This is a genomic window from uncultured Aurantimicrobium sp., from assembly GCF_936931525.1.
In the GTDB taxonomy this organism is placed as follows: Bacteria; Actinomycetota; Actinomycetes; order Actinomycetales; family Microbacteriaceae; genus Aurantimicrobium.
On sequence record NZ_CAKZII010000018.1, the window covers coordinates 1 to 15,843 of the forward strand.

General features: G+C 52.5%; 16 protein-coding genes, 1 tRNA gene, 1 pseudogene and 1 riboswitch. Of the genes and pseudogenes, 11 read left to right on the forward strand and 7 right to left on the reverse strand.

The features are described 5' to 3' along the window. Positions 1-93: 93 nt before the first annotated feature. The 7 genes from Q0362_RS00785 (at position 94) to Q0362_RS00815 (ending at position 6,956) form a co-directional block, all read left to right on the forward strand. Positions 94-696, forward strand: a complete 603-nt coding sequence (locus Q0362_RS00785) for a hypothetical protein (RefSeq protein WP_298118700.1) — start codon at positions 94-96, stop codon at positions 694-696. A 75-nt stretch (positions 697-771) separates the two neighbouring features. Continuing rightward, complete coding sequence (locus Q0362_RS00790) at positions 772-1,365, forward strand: hypothetical protein (RefSeq protein WP_298118702.1); 594 nt, start codon at positions 772-774, stop codon at positions 1,363-1,365. A gap of 75 nt (positions 1,366-1,440) precedes the next feature. Next, positions 1,441-1,914: a cupin domain-containing protein gene (locus tag Q0362_RS00795; RefSeq protein WP_298118704.1), complete on the forward strand. Its 474-nt coding sequence runs from the start codon at positions 1,441-1,443 to the stop codon at positions 1,912-1,914. A gap of 40 nt (positions 1,915-1,954) precedes the next feature. Next, positions 1,955-3,013, forward strand: coding sequence for a lactate/malate family dehydrogenase (locus Q0362_RS00800; RefSeq protein ID WP_298118706.1), 1,059 nt, complete (start codon positions 1,955-1,957; stop codon positions 3,011-3,013). Between the two features lie 100 nt (positions 3,014-3,113). Continuing rightward, on the forward strand, positions 3,114-5,003 hold the full coding sequence (locus Q0362_RS00805; RefSeq protein ID WP_298118708.1) for a S16 family serine protease: 1,890 nt from the start codon (positions 3,114-3,116) through the stop codon (positions 5,001-5,003). A gap of 110 nt (positions 5,004-5,113) precedes the next feature. After that, positions 5,114-6,331 carry a hypothetical protein gene (locus tag Q0362_RS00810; RefSeq protein ID WP_298118710.1) on the forward strand — a complete coding sequence of 406 codons (1,218 nt, stop codon included), beginning with the start codon at positions 5,114-5,116 and terminating at the stop codon, positions 6,329-6,331. Positions 6,332-6,362: 31 nt separating this feature from the next. Beyond that, complete coding sequence (locus Q0362_RS00815) at positions 6,363-6,956, forward strand: hypothetical protein (protein ID WP_298118713.1); 594 nt, start codon at positions 6,363-6,365, stop codon at positions 6,954-6,956. 24 nt (positions 6,957-6,980) lie between these two features. Here the strand turns inward: Q0362_RS00815 and Q0362_RS00820 are convergent, their stop codons facing one another. Then, positions 6,981-7,988 (reverse strand): LacI family DNA-binding transcriptional regulator, encoded by a 1,008-nt coding sequence (locus Q0362_RS00820; protein WP_298118716.1) that lies wholly within the window; start codon positions 7,986-7,988, stop codon positions 6,981-6,983. Positions 7,989-8,412: 424 nt separating this feature from the next. On the opposite strand from Q0362_RS00820, the gene Q0362_RS00825 reads away from it, so the two are divergent. The 4 genes from Q0362_RS00825 to Q0362_RS00840 all read left to right on the forward strand — a co-directional run bounded on the left by Q0362_RS00825 (position 8,413) and on the right by Q0362_RS00840 (position 11,292). Continuing rightward, positions 8,413-9,783 carry an NAD-dependent succinate-semialdehyde dehydrogenase gene (locus tag Q0362_RS00825; protein ID WP_298118718.1) on the forward strand — a complete coding sequence of 457 codons (1,371 nt, stop codon included), beginning with the start codon at positions 8,413-8,415 and terminating at the stop codon, positions 9,781-9,783. 80 nt (positions 9,784-9,863) lie between these two features. Continuing rightward, positions 9,864-10,478 carry an oligoribonuclease gene (gene orn / locus Q0362_RS00830; protein ID WP_298118721.1) on the forward strand — a complete coding sequence of 205 codons (615 nt, stop codon included), beginning with the start codon at positions 9,864-9,866 and terminating at the stop codon, positions 10,476-10,478. Between the two features lie 77 nt (positions 10,479-10,555). After that, positions 10,556-10,631: transfer RNA gene (locus tag Q0362_RS00835), tRNA-His, on the forward strand. 148 nt (positions 10,632-10,779) lie between these two features. Then, the gene (locus Q0362_RS00840) at positions 10,780-11,292 is read left to right on the forward strand and encodes a hypothetical protein (protein WP_298118724.1); all 513 of its coding nucleotides are present in this window, start codon (positions 10,780-10,782) and stop codon (positions 11,290-11,292) included. A 67-nt stretch (positions 11,293-11,359) separates the two neighbouring features. On the opposite strand, the gene Q0362_RS00845 is transcribed toward Q0362_RS00840, so the two are convergent. From Q0362_RS00845 to Q0362_RS00870, 6 genes and pseudogenes are all read right to left on the reverse strand, one after another. After that, on the reverse strand, positions 11,360-11,620 hold the full coding sequence (locus Q0362_RS00845) for a hypothetical protein (RefSeq protein ID WP_298118727.1): 261 nt from the start codon (positions 11,618-11,620) through the stop codon (positions 11,360-11,362). A 9-nt stretch (positions 11,621-11,629) separates the two neighbouring features. Continuing rightward, positions 11,630-12,214, reverse strand: a complete 585-nt coding sequence (locus Q0362_RS00850) for an ATP-binding protein (RefSeq protein ID WP_298118730.1) — start codon at positions 12,212-12,214, stop codon at positions 11,630-11,632. Continuing rightward, positions 12,201-12,959, reverse strand: coding sequence for an energy-coupling factor transporter transmembrane protein EcfT (locus Q0362_RS00855; RefSeq protein WP_298118733.1), 759 nt, complete (start codon positions 12,957-12,959; stop codon positions 12,201-12,203). The genes Q0362_RS00850 and Q0362_RS00855 overlap by 14 nt, the downstream gene beginning before the upstream one ends. After that, a complete protein-coding gene (locus tag Q0362_RS00860) occupies positions 12,956-14,386 on the reverse strand; it encodes an ABC transporter ATP-binding protein (protein ID WP_298118736.1) in 1,431 nt (476 codons plus the stop codon). Before Q0362_RS00860 ends, Q0362_RS00855 begins: the two co-directional genes overlap by 4 nt. Beyond that, positions 14,387-14,971, reverse strand: coding sequence for an ECF transporter S component (locus tag Q0362_RS00865; RefSeq protein WP_298118739.1), 585 nt, complete (start codon positions 14,969-14,971; stop codon positions 14,387-14,389). Between the two features lie 38 nt (positions 14,972-15,009). Beyond that, positions 15,010-15,118, reverse strand: a riboswitch (TPP riboswitch). Next, positions 15,084-15,843 (reverse strand): annotated as a pseudogene (locus Q0362_RS00870) (DNA polymerase IV); the annotation flags it as partial. Its footprint overlaps the riboswitch before it by 35 nt.

Consider the following 15,843-nt stretch of genomic DNA (forward strand, 5'->3'; position numbering starts at 1 on the left):
TCTTTTCGAATAAAGGCAGCTCATTATCAGAAGATATTGATAGAATTTCAAACGTTTTACTCACCAGATTGAACAGTTCAGAAGAGGTACCCCATGGCCATCAACTCCACATCACGTTTTATGGGGCTTTTTGCTGGGCTCACGCTCGTCGCGATGAGTTTGACAGGATGTGCTCCGGCGTCGACAGCCGATCCAGAAGCAACACCTTCAGTCGTTCGAGAAGCAGCAATCTCCTGCCCTGAGCAAAATTCTGTCGATCATTACATCGAAATCAGAAATAACCTCAATGTTGACATTAAGTTCTTTTCTGAACTCAGCTCTGGCTGCAGAAACTGGTCGGGAGTGAGCAATCCCACCACATACAACGGGACTGTCGTTCCCTCAGGCGGCAGTACTGGTCTTCTTCGGCTCGAACATTCAGGGGATGCTAGGTGGAGCACAACATTCATGTTGATGACGGGCAACATCATCACAACTATCAATCTGGAATATTATAAAAAATCTGGATGTTCAGATCAGGGCAAAATTTGCCACTACTATCTCAGACTGTGGAACGGTAGCAGTTGGTCAGGCGGTTATGCCTCTGTGACGCTCAACGATATTGATGGCTCCGGTTCAGGCGGAATAGTGTCATTTGATGCCTTCAGGACCTTAACTTTCACCTGTAAAGATAAGAGTGCATGCCCCAGCTCTTAGCCTTGAGCAGGGAACCAGGTGCATCAACGACCCGCTTGCATCTCACCGAACAATCTTCAGAAAAAGAGAATGCGAATGAACAAAACAGTTAAGTTAAGCGCCATCGCCGCACTAGTCATTGGACTGTCAGGAGCTTTGACGGGCTGCGCTCCGACGTCAACGACAACGGACCCCGCAGCGAGTAGTTCAGCTGTTCGTGAAGCGGCCATCGTCTGCCCTGAAAGAACTCCCTCTGATCGAGATTTCATTATGATCAACAACAACCTCAATGTTGACATTAAGTTCTTTTCCGAACTTGGTTCTGGCGGTTGCGACGACTGGTCAGGCGGCAGCAACCCCACCGCATATAACGGCCAAGTAATTCCCACCGGAGGGAAAACCGGCTCTCTTCGCCTGGAGCGCAGGGGCATTGCTTCCTGGACCACCACGTTCATGTTAATGACCGGCAACGTCATCAAAACAGTCAGCCTCAAATTTGAACAGCCACCTTGCCCCTCTGAAACTGTATGTGATTTCAACCTCTACATGCTTGTCGGAAACCAATGGAAAACGAGCGGCTCAGTGACTCTGAACGACATCGACGGTTCAGGTTCCGGAGGAACTGTCTCACTCAATTCCAGAACCCTTACTTTCACCTGTAAAGATAAGAGTCAATGCCCTAGCTCTTAATCCTGAGCTGAAATCTAGGAGCATTAACAGCTCCCTTGCACGTTGATAATCAATCTTCCGAAATAGAGAATGCGAATGAACAAAACATTGTCCTTAAGTGTCATCGCAGCCGTCGTCATTGGCCTGTCCGGATGTGCTTCTTCAGCTGCACCAACACAAGCAGCATCGCCTGAGGCCTCTTCTACCCCTTACGGGACAGCAATTTCAGCACAGCCGCTCTTGGATAAGGCAGAAACGACCATCTTGGGTCAGCCGTTGGTCTATCCCACTGAATTGCCTGCGCAGTTGTCTTCCAGCATCATCACTATTCCTCCTGGAGTGGAAACTGGCCTACACAAGCACGATGCTCCCATGTATGCCTACGTGCTCGAGGGCACCCTCACCGTCACGTATGACGGCGGCGTAATCAAGACCTACAAGCCAGGTGATGCACTCATCGAAGCCGTGGGAACTCCGCACAACGGCGTCAATGCAGGAACAACTCCCGTGAAAGTTCTCGTTGTGAACGTGGGCGCAGAGTCTGTAGCTAACACCGTCCCCCTGCCCTAGTACGTGACCTCCCCGCTCCACAGAAAAGAGTGATCTAAGAATGGATATCGCCGTCATTGGAGCTGCAGGGTCAGTAGGCCGAGCAGTATGCATGCAACTGCTCGCCACCGGTGCAGTAGGCCCTGGAGAACGCCTGCAACTCGTCGGTCGCAAGGGCGGGTCAAGCGAATCCGGCGTTTTTGGTTTGCGGATCGATCTCCTGGATGCATACGGAGTGCGATCGCCTGAAATTCAGGCCGTGATCAACCCCGAAGAGATCGACGCCGACATTGTCATCATGGTCGCGGGTGAAACAGCTTCAGTAGACCCTCACTCCCCCGCATCACGCGAAGCTGTAGCCAAAAAGAACCTTCCTATTTTTGAGTACTACGCAGATGTCCTCGACAGAGTTGGCGCGAAAGACGAACTCGTTATTGTGCAATCCAACCCCGTCGAATTAGCAGTCAAGGTCTTTGCTGAAAAGTTAGGCCGGCACCGCGTAGTCGGTGCTGGCGCATATAACGACACCCTTCGTTTTCGCCGGGAATTGCTCTCAGGGCTCGACACCGCTGGTACACACCCTGTTGTGATGGGATACATGTTGGGTGAGCACGGAGCACACGCTGTCCCCATCTGGTCGAGCGTGAATGCTGGTGGTCTAGTACCGGGTGTGTGGGATGCCCATATTGCCCGCACACGATCCAATCTGACAATTGAAGAACTCCCCCTCGTCGTTGCACAGGCACGGGACACACTGGCAGAACTTCTTGCCGGTAATCAGGCCCAAGAAGCCACAGATTATGTCGAGGCCCTTCCAGCAGACGTTCGATCCTTGGTCAAGCCCTGGTTTGCGCACTGGACAGGCAGGACCAGTACCGCAACAGCACACTCGGTAGTAAACCTGGTGAGTGCGTTGCAAGAAGGTCACCGAATCGTTCTGCCGTTGCAAGTGCAACTCACCACGCAGGAATGGCCAGGGGTGGAGACCGTGATGGGGGTTCCGGTCGACATCGATGCCACCGGATGGCACAGTGTGGTTCCCCTGACCATTACTACTGAAGAACATGAAGCACTACTGGCAGCTGGCCGCGCAATCAGTGACCAGCTTTCCACCTACTAAGGAACCTTTTTGTTCTCAATTCTGTTGAAGGGATAATTTCAACAGCTATAAAAACGTTTGATTTATACTGAGAGAGTTACCCTCAGCGATTGAGCAATTGATGAACAGAAGAAATACAGCACGCCCCGGAAACATTAAATTGTCTCGATTACTGCGCTTCCTCGCGCTTGTCGTCGGCTCTGTTCTGTTCATGAGCACCTTGTCTGCGTGCAGCGGACCTGCTGCTTCTACCCTGACCGTGCCTGCACTCTGGGCAGATCAAACCGGTGGCACCAGCGGCATGGAATATGCGACAGTGTCTACTGTCCCCAGCGATGTTCCAGGCTTTACCGTCGATCTCGAAAAAACAGCGAGCAAGGGTGGCGGAGCTTCTTGGCTCGCAGCATCAGCATCTGCTGCGGTCGTGGGCATTCTCTATACCGGAACTAATCCCTCACACATTGACATCAGCTTCGACATCACCGATGCCATTGATGGACCCTCAGCCGGTGGAATACTCGCCGTTGGAGTCTTGGCAAGTATCAATCACACGTCGTTGAAGCCTCACATCACGATGACCGGGACGCTTTCCCCCGATGGCACCATCGGCCCCGTGGGCGCTGTTGGCCTCAAGATGGATGCCGCACTCGAGAATGGGTTCACCACCGTTGTCGTGCCGGAAGATATTCAGTACGTCATTGATACATCAACCGAAGAAATGGTTCCAACAACGGAGTATGCCCAGAAGCTGGGCCTCGACGTGAAATTCGTCACACATGTGACACAGGCTTATGAGATTTTCACCGATGAGCCGCTCATGAAGGCAGACAAAACAGTCCCTTCTGCCTCCCCTAGCGCCTCCGAGTTGGAAGCCGAAGAACAGGTAGCACGCGAAATAGTTGCTGAGGCGGCACAACTGCTCACCCAGGTGTATGTCAAACCCAATTCAAACCTGACACGGCTCATTAACGCAGCGCAAGATGCTCTCGAACAAAAAGATTTCTCACTGGCATACGGACTAGGTGCAGAGCTACTGCTTCGAACTGCTCGGTTGCAAGGACAGCAAATAACTGCGCAAGAAGTAAGCGAAACTGGCCTTGAGGCGGCGGTAGCTAACCTCATCGTCAAGATAGACGCAGAGCTAGCTCACACCAGCGACCTCACGACGAGCGTGCTGAGTGATTTATCCGACTTTTCTGCCTCTGAACAATTTGCTCTCCCCTTGGTCTTGAGCAATGAGGTCTATGCCCATTCCGTTTTGCGTTCAATGAAGGATCAACTCCAAGCGCTGGACCCAACAGATCCTTTCTCAGGTGAAACACTGACAGTCGCCAGTGGTGTTGTATTTGAGCAAATAGCAAATATGGAATCGCTCTCGCTGTACGAGATGAAGGTTATTCGCTCACTGCCTGCAGATTCTGTCTCGTTTACTACTGAGCCAGCGGAATACCTCTCGGGCTATACAGACTTCTTAGTTCATGCGGGCAACGCAAACGTCTCCTACCTGGAAGATGTGTTTGGAACGTCCATTTCAGATTTTGAAATGGAGGGCATCAATAGCAATTTGCCCACCATTGAGTTGCTCAAAAAGGACGTTTCCGAGATTTCTTCTGAAATCCAAAAACCTGAGGTAGAACTCACTCAATTCGCCACTGCGATGACCTACTTCGTTGTCTCTTCTGCCGGGGTAGCCGGATACCAAACTCTTGGCGCCGCTGCTGTGAACTATGTCAGCACTGAAGTTGAAGAAGAACATGCGTACCTCAGCGATGCCGTAGCGGAAAGCAATTCAGTAAATCAAAGCTTCGCTGATCTCATTGACCAAGCTGGTTTACAACCAGGCTTCGCATTGTGGTCGGCAGGGTGGGCAACCTCCATGTTCACCGTGCTGAAAGAAAACGATCATGAATCAGAGGGAGCGACCCTCGCCTTGAATCAGCTGTGGTACGACCTCGTCAACGTCATGGCTCTTCATTCCTATTCGCTCTCTCCAACGGCACCAGCAAAGTAACGTCGGGGCAATAGTTCCCTATAATTAGTTAAACGTTTCTTTATTGCATTCATCCAGAAATATGCGTGCTCTCTACATCCCGTCGCTCTGAACTGAATACCTGGTTATTAATGTCTTTCTCACCTTCTCGTCTTGCTTTCAGTGTCAAGAAAATCCTCGGCGTGGGCGCTGTTGTGGCTTCCACCTCGATGATGTTGGCTTCGTGTTCAAGCACTCCCCCCGCATCACTTGCGGTTGAGGCATTTAACGCCCCTTTAATGGGGACGACAGCAACTGCTCAAGCAACTCGCTTTCCTGAATTGTCAGAAGTTCTTTGCTCAGATGACTCGTGTTCCGAAGGTCTCTTTGAGTCAGCTTCCAGCGGCGGTGTTGAATATTCAACCCGCCAGATTATGCGTGATGCTAGCTACACCCAGGTTCCAGAATTTAGACAGGGCGTTCTTGCCAGCTGGAGCGACGCGAGTGTCGCTGAGGGTGCTTATGCAAGTGCAAGCTTCACCATTGCAGAATATGCAGCAGGCACCAATCTGGAGACAGTAATTACTGAGATTTCAGACATGGTCGGAATCTCATTGACAAAAACTGAAGTTGATTCAGTGACTGTGTGGTCCGGAGAAGCTTCTGATGAAAGCGACGACGAGAACATCTACTCTGGAACAAACTTCAAAGCTGTCTACGCCATTCAAGACAACTCAATCATTCGTGCGACGTGCCAGTTTGACGCTGTAGCGGCAAAGACAACGAAATGTGCTCTGGGAAACATGACCAAGATGGTCGTTGGAATATCGAAAAAGAGCCCCTCGACAGTTCTCCCCGAAGAAGAGAAAATCACTAGCGCTCTTCCCTCTCACTACCCCGCAGATATGCGACCTCTCGTCGTGATCAGCGTCCCTAGCCAGGCAGCTTGGGGAGAAAGAGTTTCTTCTGACGATCCCCTCTACCCTGAGCTAGCTAATTCCTCCACGGCAATGACGCAATTCACCCTCAGCGGATCTCCCCGAATGCGCATCAAGGCAAATTTCACTGACATTGAAGCGTCACAGAATCTGACGGATTTCGTTGAAGACGGATGCCACCCCACTGATACCCGTGACTGTGTCAGCGAAGAGCTGCCCGGCTCCCTGGCCATTCAAAAGACGTACTTCGACAAGGGAACAGACTTTGCCAACGCCCAAGTTTCCATTATTGGTGCAGGAAACGGACGACTTCTTGAGATGTTCTGCCAGAAGCGAGTTCCTGTTGCAGGTCAGCTCACTGAGCAAGATCGCGTGTTGTGCACAGAAACAGCTACCGAATTATTCGCAATGACGCTTTCACCATCGAAATAGTGTCCGCTACGACCCAGAAAGTCCTTTTTCAATGAGTGCTCTCTCGACAATCAAAATACTTGGTATTGGCGGTCTGGTTGCCGCCGTCTGTTCACTAACAGGCTGCAACGTAGCTCCAACCAACGAGACAAGATCCGCGGGCCCTGGTGTGGAGGACATAGCCGCTATCGGTGACCAATGGCTCATTGAACGAGGCGTCAAACTCTGTTTTGCGAACAAGTCCGGTTATCAACAGATTGAAGTGAAGTTTCCGCAAGATTCTGTATACCAATCTTTCGAACCCATCGGCACCGGTGCAGTTTCAGTGCCTCGAAATTCTCAAGTTTGCGGCTTGAACTACAAAACCGTTTACGGCGACAACGACATTAGCGCGACGAGTGAGCTCAAGCTGTATCCCGAAATGGCAAATTTCACACCCCTCACTATCGCTACCTATTACGAGAATTCTCGATTTAGATATAAAGCAACAATGGGTGGAGCTTCCAGCGGCGAACTCATAATGAAAAATGTTCGTTATCTTCAGTCAGGTGACTATCGCCTTGACATCAAATGGGATTACGCCACAACTGTAAAACCTGCTGGAAAAGAATATATGTTGATGGCGTTCACTGTGACTGTGTATTGATTACAGTCGTTTATCACGAATGATTTAATGCATTCGGGTTGAGGAATACAGATTCATTTCCCAACGAGACGTGACAGTTACTGGAGCCTCTGCAATTCCCTCGACGACATCAATGAGGGCGTTGATTGTTCCCACAATCATGTCTTCTGGGTGATAAACCGTTGAAGAAATGCCTAGCTCTTTGTTTCGATCGTCGTTATATGCCGAAGCCGCAATCAGTTGAACATCTTCAGGAACTGACTTACCCGCTGACCGAACAATGTTGAGAACAGTCTCTCCTTCTTCATAGAAGGAATAAATAGCGTCGCAACCTTGGTTGAGCAAGAAAGTTACTTGCTCCTCTATGTCGCTCCGATCGTGCTTTCCGCGTGCAACAACCGGCGTGAGTCCTCGTTGTTCACACCAGGAAATATAGGTGTGCTCAGGCAGTTCGTTGGAGGCCAAACCCAAGGGCTCGGTCAATAACCCTGGCTTGTGTGCTCCTGAGGCCACTAACGCATCGAACGCAGCAATAGTCATTCCTCGATAACCCGAATCAAGGTGTACGGACACGCGTGAATCATCGGGACGCTCGTTTGTCAGGATGGGTATTCCCAACTTGGTAGCTGCATCGAGATCTGGATCTTCATTCCGCGAATCCGACAAGATCAAGCCGTCAATTCCGAAAGACCTAATCAAATCGCTATCGGCAGGGATAGCAATAATGGCGTAATTCCTCAGCCCCGCCACCTGGACGCTCTCAAAGAGGAGCCGCCCGGTCATTTCGGCCCATTGCTGTGCCCATTCAGGATCATGGCTCTCACCCAAGATGAAACCCAGTGTTTTACTATTTCCCGAACGCAACATGGAAGCTTTGCGGTTGGGTACATAACCCAGTTCGCTCGCTACCTTGCGAACGTGTTCTTGAGTTTTCTCTGGAAAATTACCTTTGCCGTTGAGAACGAGAGAGACAGTAGCAAGCGAAACCTGGGCAGCCGCTGCTACATCTTTGATTCCCACTGGTTTTGGGCGAATATTTTCGGGCACAATCACTCAATTCTTATGAAGTAAAAAAGCATTTATATTTTACCTATTTCACAAAATCTAGTGCACGTCTCCTCGCTACAGGAGCAAATCAACTTTTATATCTCGATTTCTTTTATCAAAAAATCTCACTGAGGAGAGAGAGTTGAAAAGAAGTACTCACTATTCAGGAATAATGTAGCTGAAAACGTTTAACTTGCATAGATGATTGTGGCATTTTTCGTCACATCACTCACCTGGAACACTGATGCGCTTGTGCGCGTGAATGAAGCTATTGACAGTTCAGACACCGCATGAGCACACCTAACCGAGTGGGTTGCGAATAAACGTATTTCCAGAGGAACTGCTGTGAATTGACAAAAATTCCTCCTTCTATTCGCACCCGAACAGTTATCATCAAAGCAACACCATCTAGTGCCACATAGGAGTGGATATGAGTAAGTACGTTGTAACGAACCCTGCAACCGGAGAAGCTGGCGCACCATTTGCCCAGACCACCGATGCCCAAATCTCTGCAGCCATCGAAGCTGCTCACACGACTCACCAGGGATGGTCCAAGACCACCACTGTCGCAGAGCGTTCAGAACTCATTGAGAAGGTTGCACAGCTCCACCGTGACCGTCGTGAAATGCTCGCAGAGACCATCGTTCGTGAGATGGGTAAGCCTTATGAGCAGGCACTCGGTGAAGTCGACTTCACTGCTGACATCTACTCTTTCTATGCCACCAACGGCGAGAAGTTCCTTGCCGACGAGGCAATCCCTGAGTTCGAAGGTGAAGGCGAAGCCTTCATCCGTCGTTCTTCTTTGGGCGTACTCCTGGGCATCATGCCCTGGAACTTCCCCTACTACCAGGTGGCCCGCTTCGCTGGCCCCAACCTGGTGTTGGGCAACACCATCCTGCTCAAGCACGCATCACAGTGCCCTGAGTCGGCAGCTGCCATGGAGAAGATCTTCAACGATGCTGGCTTCCCTGCAGGTGCGTACCAAAACCTCTACGCAGACTCGAAGCAGATTGAGGGCGTCATCGCAGACCCTCGCGTTCAGGGTGTTTCTTTGACTGGTTCCGAGCGTGCTGGTGCTGCTGTGGCTGAAACCGCAGGTCGTCACCTCAAGAAGGTTGTTCTTGAGCTCGGCGGTTCAGACCCCTTCATCCTGTTGAGCACCGACGACATGGATGCCACTGTTGAGGCAGCTATCGCAGGCCGTAACGACAACAACGCCCAGGCCTGCAACGCAGCCAAGCGTTTTGTCGTCATCGAGAGCCTCTACGCAGAGTTCTTGGAGAAGTTCACCGCCAAGATGCTTGAGATGACTCCGTCGAACCCCATGGACGAGGACACCTACCTTGGTCCTCTCTCATCTGCAGGCGCAGCGGACGGTCTTGAAGAGCAGGTTTCTCGCGCCGTCAAGCAGGGTGCAACTCTGCACGCACGCGGTGACCGCAGTGGCACCTACTTCTCTGGCGTGGTTCTCACTGATGTGAAGCCAGGCATGGACGCTCACCACGAAGAGTTCTTTGGCCCTGTGGCCATTGTGTACTCCGTCAAGGATGAGGCAGCGGCTGTTGAGCTCGCAAACGACACTCCTTTCGGCTTGGGTTCTTACCTGTTCTCCACCGACAAGGCACAGGTCATGCGCGTAGCAAACCAGATCGAAGCTGGCATGGTTTATGTCAACGGCGTTGGCCTGGACAGCCCCGAGCTTCCTTTCGGCGGCATCAAGCGCTCCGGCTTTGGCCGTGAACTTGGCCGCTTTGGTATCGAAGAATTCGTCAACCGGAAGCTCATCCGCATTCTGAAGTAATTCAGATCACAGCTACACAAGATTCCCTGGCCAGATACGGCCAGGGAATCTTTGTCTGTGGGCACGCCTAGAATTGAGGCATGGGAACACCGAATGAGTACATGGTCTGGATCGACTGCGAAATGACCGGTCTCAACCTCGATGTTGATGAGCTTGTTGAAGTAGCCGTGATCATCACGGACTCCGAGCTTAAGGCAGTTCACGAAGGTTTCGACATCGTGATCAAACCCAGCCAGGCGGCTCTGGAGAACATGGGTGAGTTCGTCACCAACATGCACACCAGTTCAGGCTTGATTGAGGAAATCCCCAATGGTGTCTCCCTCGAGGAAGCTGAAGCTCAGGTCCTGGCCTACATCAACGAGCATGTCCCAGAAGGGCAGAAGCCTCCGATGTGTGGCAACTCCATTGGCACAGACCGGGCTTTTGTTGTGCGCTACATGCCGCTTGTCGATGCACGCCTGCACTACCGAAACATTGATGTCTCTTCGTTGAAGGAACTGGCTCGCCGCTGGTATCCCCGCGTCTACTTCAACTCCCCCAGCAAGGACGGCGGTCACCGCGCCCTTGCTGACATCCAAGAGTCAATCCGTGAGCTTGATTACTACCGCCAGGCACTGCTCGTAGCTGAACCAGGACCCAACAGCGAAGAGGCAGCACAGATCTCTGCAGAGATTGTCACCAAGCACTCTTCCTAAGCTTCTTTCTTCAGTTTTTGCCTCCGGGTGAAACGTGTAAGATTATTGAGTTGCCGATTCGTCGGAAGCACAACATGGTGGGTATAGCTCAGTTGGTAGAGCGCCTGATTGTGGTTCAGGAGGTCGCGGGATCGATGCCCGTTACTCACCCCAAAGAAATGAAAGCCCGGAGCTCAAAAGCTCCGGGCTTTTGTTCTTTCTGCAGCTCTACCTCTTCTCCCCCTGAGGAGAAAAAGCCCCTCGGTGACAGGGTGTTTCCCTTGTATAGTTAGGGAAGATTTGCACCAAGGGGGCACCACACGTGGCATTCAATCCTGTCGACAGAGATGACACCGCAGATAACGGTGACCACCTCGATCAACTTCTGCGCGGATTCCAATCCCGCAATGGTTCTCGCTCAGACCCCAACTATGTTCTTGAGCCCGTGGATTTCTCCACCAGTATCCCTGAGCGCTTCGTCAAGATTCTTCGTGGTTCTTCTCTCGATTCTCTCGAAGAAGATGAATTCGTCGACGAAGAAGTAGTCGAGGCGGCTGAACCAGAAACGAACTCCGGGCTGATTCTCTTGGCCGAGAACTACGACAAGAATTCTCAGAAGTCATTGGCCAGAGGACGCATCTTTGGCGTTGTGGCACTCGTTGTTCTGTTTGTTTCATCCATTGTGTTCTCCGCCCTAGCTGGCAACATCTGGCTCGGACTTGCCGCGGTACTCCTCGCGGCCGTTTTTGTTGTGCTGAGTCGCACCTCAACATCACGAGGTCAGGAAATCAAACACATTGCCGAAGCCCTGATTCAACCTGAAGAAAAGTCGTAGCCTGACGTTTAAACAAAGAAGCCCGGAGCTCATGCTCCGGGCTTTCCTGTTTGTTTGAGGGGAACGTTTACTCGTTCTCGTCTTCTGAAGTGAAAGTGTCGCTTGCAGGTGCGTTGAAGGTGTAACGAACGTGAAGCTTGCCAGCAACCTCACGGGTGTCCACTGCGAAGTAACGGAAGATGGACTCGATTCCGTCAACGAGAGCAACTTCGCTGAGCTTCTCATCGTGGGTGCCACGAACGAGGACGCGCTCTTCAGCGGTTCCTGCAAGAGGACCGTCAATGAACTCAGCGGTGAAATAGACGTCGGTGTGATCTGGTGTAGTCATACTTCTAGGCTACTCGCTCGCAGAGACTTCCAGCGTCGATAAGGCCTGTGGGTTGTGGAGAGAAACAAAGTTCTCAAACTGGGCATCCCATTCGGTCCAGTGTTCAGCAAAGTTCTCCCCCACCCGAGACAGAGCACGTTCTCTGCGAAGTTCGGTGTCAGCATCAAGCCAGATACGAACCTGAGACAAGGATTCACTTCCGGCAGAAAGTGAACCACACCCTTCTATCAGGAGCGGTTCACGGGCATCAACAGAGTGCCACTCGGCGAAAGCTGCAGTTGCCCAGTCATATCGCTGCCAGTGAGTGTCGGCACCATTACCGCGCTCGCGAAGCATCGCAAACGCAGTGGCTGCGCCATCTGCCAAGCCATCCCACCCTGGATAGAGATCATCCATGTGCACAACCTGAAGTTTCACTGCCGAGTTCCAATGCTGTTCTATCTCTGCAGCCAAAGTGGTTTTCCCCGAACCACTCGGGCCGTCAATGAGGAAGGTCGGAGCTGGTGCGCGGCGGTCATGCTTGACCGTCTCGTCATAGGACAGAGCACGTTCATGAATATGTTGAAGGATGTGGGAGAGATCAGGAGATAACAAAATTCCACGCTCCCGTCATCACTGCCATCACGACAGCAATTATTGCAATTGCTGCGGCCCCCACTACAAACCAGGCGTCTCGGGAGGTAAACATAGCTACGCGAGCCCAGGTTCGTTGAACTGGCGCATCAAAAGCACGAGCTTCCATGGCGGTTGCCAACAAACTTCCTCTGCGCACCGCAATGGTGAGCAAAGCCATTGCTTGAGTGCCTAATCGAACGAGCGAGGCAACTGGGCCTCCCCCATCTGCAACACCACGGGCACGACGCGCCAAACGAAGCATCTGCCAATCCTGTCGCATTAATCCCAACATGCGAATTGCTGCAAGTGCACCGATCACGAAGCGGGCAGGGAGCTTCCACAGTTGAGCAAGACCGTCAGCAAGATCAGTGGGGTCTGTGGTTGCAAAGAGAACCACCGCAGGCAGCGCAACAGCCAGTATTCGCAGGGTTATCGTGACGGCGAGAGCCACTTCACCTTTCGTGATGTTCCATGGCCCCAGTGAGGCAACGACATCGCCTTCATCTCGTCCATACAGCAGTCCCGCTAATCCCGCGAAGGGTGCAGCGATCAACAAGGGCGTCACAATCTTCAGCAATCTTCGTGCGGGCACACCTGCCCAGGGCAGCAGTGCCAGCTCGAAGATGAGTGCAACGAGTGCAGATACTGGGTCAAGTGACAGCAGGAGCACAATGCCAAGAATTCCGGCAGCACACAGCTTTGCGAGTGGGCTTATGGTGTTCATCTTTCACCGCCCAACTTAATGACTGTGTCGGCAAGAGTACGAACAAATGCTTCATCGTGGGTAATGGCCACAATGGCGTGACCTTCGGCACGCAATTCACTGAGCAAAGAAACCATCTCAGCCCACGTCACTGCGTCTTGACCAAATGTGGGCTCATCCAGGATGAGTAACTGTGGCTTTGTTGCGAGCGCAGTTCCCACAGACAGCCTGCGTTGCTGACCACCGGAGAGAGTGAAGGGGTGGGCAGATGCCAGGTCCTTCAAGTGCAGTCGTTCCAGCAGCTCGTCGACACGTGTTTCTATTTCATCCGGCGACAATCCCAGAGCACGAGGTCCTGCTGCAAGTTCGGAACGAACGGTGGCGGAAATGAATTGTTGTTCTGGAGCTTGAAAGACACTTCCTACCCGCGTGAGCAATTCTTTTGAACGCCACTTGAGCGGATTGGAATACTTCGCGGCTCCCTGTAATTCAGGTGAAGCGATGACTGCACCGCGTTGGGCTGGCATGAGTCCCCCGAGCGTCAACGCTAAAGCGGTTTTTCCCACACCGTTTGGCCCAGTAATTACCATAATCTCTCCCGCACGAACGCTGAGGTTGATCTCAGGACTGAGCACGGGACAATCTGGATAACCAGCACGCAGTTTTTCAGCGGAGAGGAGAACCGTCGTTCCTTGGTGCCTGGAAGCTTCAGGAAGCTTCTTGTGTGGAAGCCACACTCCGGCAGCCTCAAGCACCACGGCAGTTTCAGCCGGAAGTGCCTGAGGAGAACCGTCCCAGATCACACCTTCGGAGCCGAGAACGATAATTCGGGTGGCAAAATCCCACCAGAGTTCGACGCGGTGCTCAACCATGACAATGGTGGCTCCCGTGGCATCAGCTACAGTGCTGACCGCCAGCTTGAGAGCAATAGCTCCAGCCGGGTCAAGATTTGCTGTGGGCTCATCTAAGGCAATGATTTCAGGCTTCATGGCCAAGACCCCAGCAAGAGCTAAACGTTGCTTCTGACCGCCAGAGAGAGCTGATGTGGAGTGATTGAGAGGGACGTTCAACCCCACTAAGGAAAGAGCTTGTTCTACACGGTGCCAGATCTCCTCGCGAGGAACTCCGAGGTTTTCGCAGCCAAAGGCAACGTCATCTCCCACACGCTCGAGAATGACTTGGTTCTCAGGATCTTGCAGGACGAGTCCGACAGTGCCCCTTGCTTTTTCTGGGGTAGCGCCGTCAATATGCAGCGAACCGGCCTGAGTTCCTTCGTCCTCTCCCAGCACACCAGCAAGGGCTCTGAGCAGTGTGCTTTTCCCCACACCGGAGGCACCGAGCAGAAGTACTCGCTCACCTTGCGAGACCTCAAAAGAAATGTTGCTCAACGCAGGAGCAGGGCGGGCAGCAAACTGCCAACCCCACTCGTGCGCTGAAAGAGTTGCCACTTAGTTCTGGCGTCCCGCAGCGAATCTGCTCAACGCACCTGCACGGGCGAGCCCGCGCACAATGAACCAGGGCACGAGACCGCCCAGAACGGCACCTGAAATGACGCCACAGATGACATAGACAGTCTGGAAACCAGCGTCAACGCCGGGGTACCAGACGACCAAGTCATTGATACTCATGGCCACACCAGCACCCGCACCAGCAAGAACAGCGGTGAAGATGTTCCAATTGGCATAGAGGAAGAGGGCGAAGACCAACTCAGCGCCGAGACCCTGAATCAGTCCAGACATGAGTGTTCCAAAGCCCCACTGACTGCCGATTAAGGCAGAGACCGTGGCAGCAATCAGCTCTGTATAGATGGCAGCACCGGGCTTACGCACGATGAGTCCACCCAGGACAGCAGCAAACAGCCAGCCCCCGCCCAGCAGGGCGGTCAGGCCTGGCGTTGCTGACAGAGCTGCAGAGAGTGGCCCATATGCCAATCCCCATGCCCAGAAGATGATTCCAGAAGCGACTCCGATCACGCTTGCCACGACAATGTCGACGGTGCGCCAGCGGAACTTGTTTACAGTTGTTGCGTGCACTTTCGTGCCCCTTTCAGTAGAAATGAGGGCACGGGATTATTCGTGAGAATGCCTCCCTGCGCTGGCATGATCCAGATCAGGTTCGACGGTCGGAAGTTACGAAACTTCCCTCTCAGCCCGGTGTACCGGACTCCCGTGTGGGCTCTATCTTACGCAGTAAGGAGGCTGGACGGACACTAGCAGGGCCAAACTTGTGATCAACCTGGTCAATCACAATCTCAGCGTCTTTCCACGGGTCAACATCGTCTTCCCACAATGACAATTGCTGTCCGCCTGCTTCAACAAGTCCCGCAGCACGAACGCCGATCAATCGCACAGCACGACCACCAATGCGGAGATCATCTAAGAGTTCACAGACAATCTTGTGAATCTCTCGGCCCACACTCGTGGCTTCAGGAAGCGTTCGGGAGCGGGTCAAGGATTCAAAGTCAGAAAAGGTGACCTTGAGCCCAATTGTTCGCGCTTCAATCTGCGCTTTGCGCAGTTGTGCGCCAACATGGTCAGCCTGGAACAACAGCGTAGCTTTGAGTTTCTCGAGGTCTGTCACATCCTCATTGAAGGTGTGTTCCTTACCGATTGACTTATCTACCCGCTCGGTAGTGACGGGGCGATTGTCACGAGCCCAGGACAAGGCATAGAGATGAGCCCCCGCAGCTTGCCCGAGTGCAGAAATCAAACTTTGCTCGGGCGAGTGGGCAACGTCTGCAACTGTGTGAAGTCCTCGCTTGTGAAGAATCTCCGCAGTCTTCTTCCCCACACCCCAGAGTGCATCGATGGGAAGTGGGTGCAGGAAGTTCAAAGTGTCCTCTTCAGGAATCACCAGCAGACCATTGGGCTTGGACTTGGTTGACGCGAGCTTGGCCACAAACTTG

Excerpts from the sequence above, each read along its gene's own strand:
- Q0362_RS00785 (WP_298118700.1), top strand. The coding sequence starts at position 94 with ATGGCCATCAACTCCACATCACGTTTTATGGGGCTTTTTGCTGGGCTC.
- Q0362_RS00790 (WP_298118702.1), top strand. The coding sequence starts at position 772 with ATGAACAAAACAGTTAAGTTAAGCGCCATCGCCGCACTAGTCATTGGA.
- Q0362_RS00795 (WP_298118704.1), top strand. The coding sequence starts at position 1,441 with ATGAACAAAACATTGTCCTTAAGTGTCATCGCAGCCGTCGTCATTGGC.
- Q0362_RS00800 (WP_298118706.1), top strand. The coding sequence starts at position 1,955 with ATGGATATCGCCGTCATTGGAGCTGCAGGGTCAGTAGGCCGAGCAGTA.
- Q0362_RS00805 (WP_298118708.1), top strand. The coding sequence starts at position 3,114 with ATGAACAGAAGAAATACAGCACGCCCCGGAAACATTAAATTGTCTCGA.
- Q0362_RS00810 (WP_298118710.1), top strand. The coding sequence starts at position 5,114 with ATGTCTTTCTCACCTTCTCGTCTTGCTTTCAGTGTCAAGAAAATCCTC.
- Q0362_RS00815 (WP_298118713.1), top strand. The coding sequence starts at position 6,363 with ATGAGTGCTCTCTCGACAATCAAAATACTTGGTATTGGCGGTCTGGTT.
- Q0362_RS00825 (WP_298118718.1), top strand. The coding sequence starts at position 8,413 with ATGAGTAAGTACGTTGTAACGAACCCTGCAACCGGAGAAGCTGGCGCA.
- orn (WP_298118721.1), top strand. The coding sequence starts at position 9,864 with ATGGGAACACCGAATGAGTACATGGTCTGGATCGACTGCGAAATGACC.
- Q0362_RS00845 (WP_298118727.1), bottom strand. The coding sequence starts at position 11,620 with ATGACTACACCAGATCACACCGACGTCTATTTCACCGCTGAGTTCATT.
- Q0362_RS00855 (WP_298118733.1), bottom strand. The coding sequence starts at position 12,959 with ATGAACACCATAAGCCCACTCGCAAAGCTGTGTGCTGCCGGAATTCTT.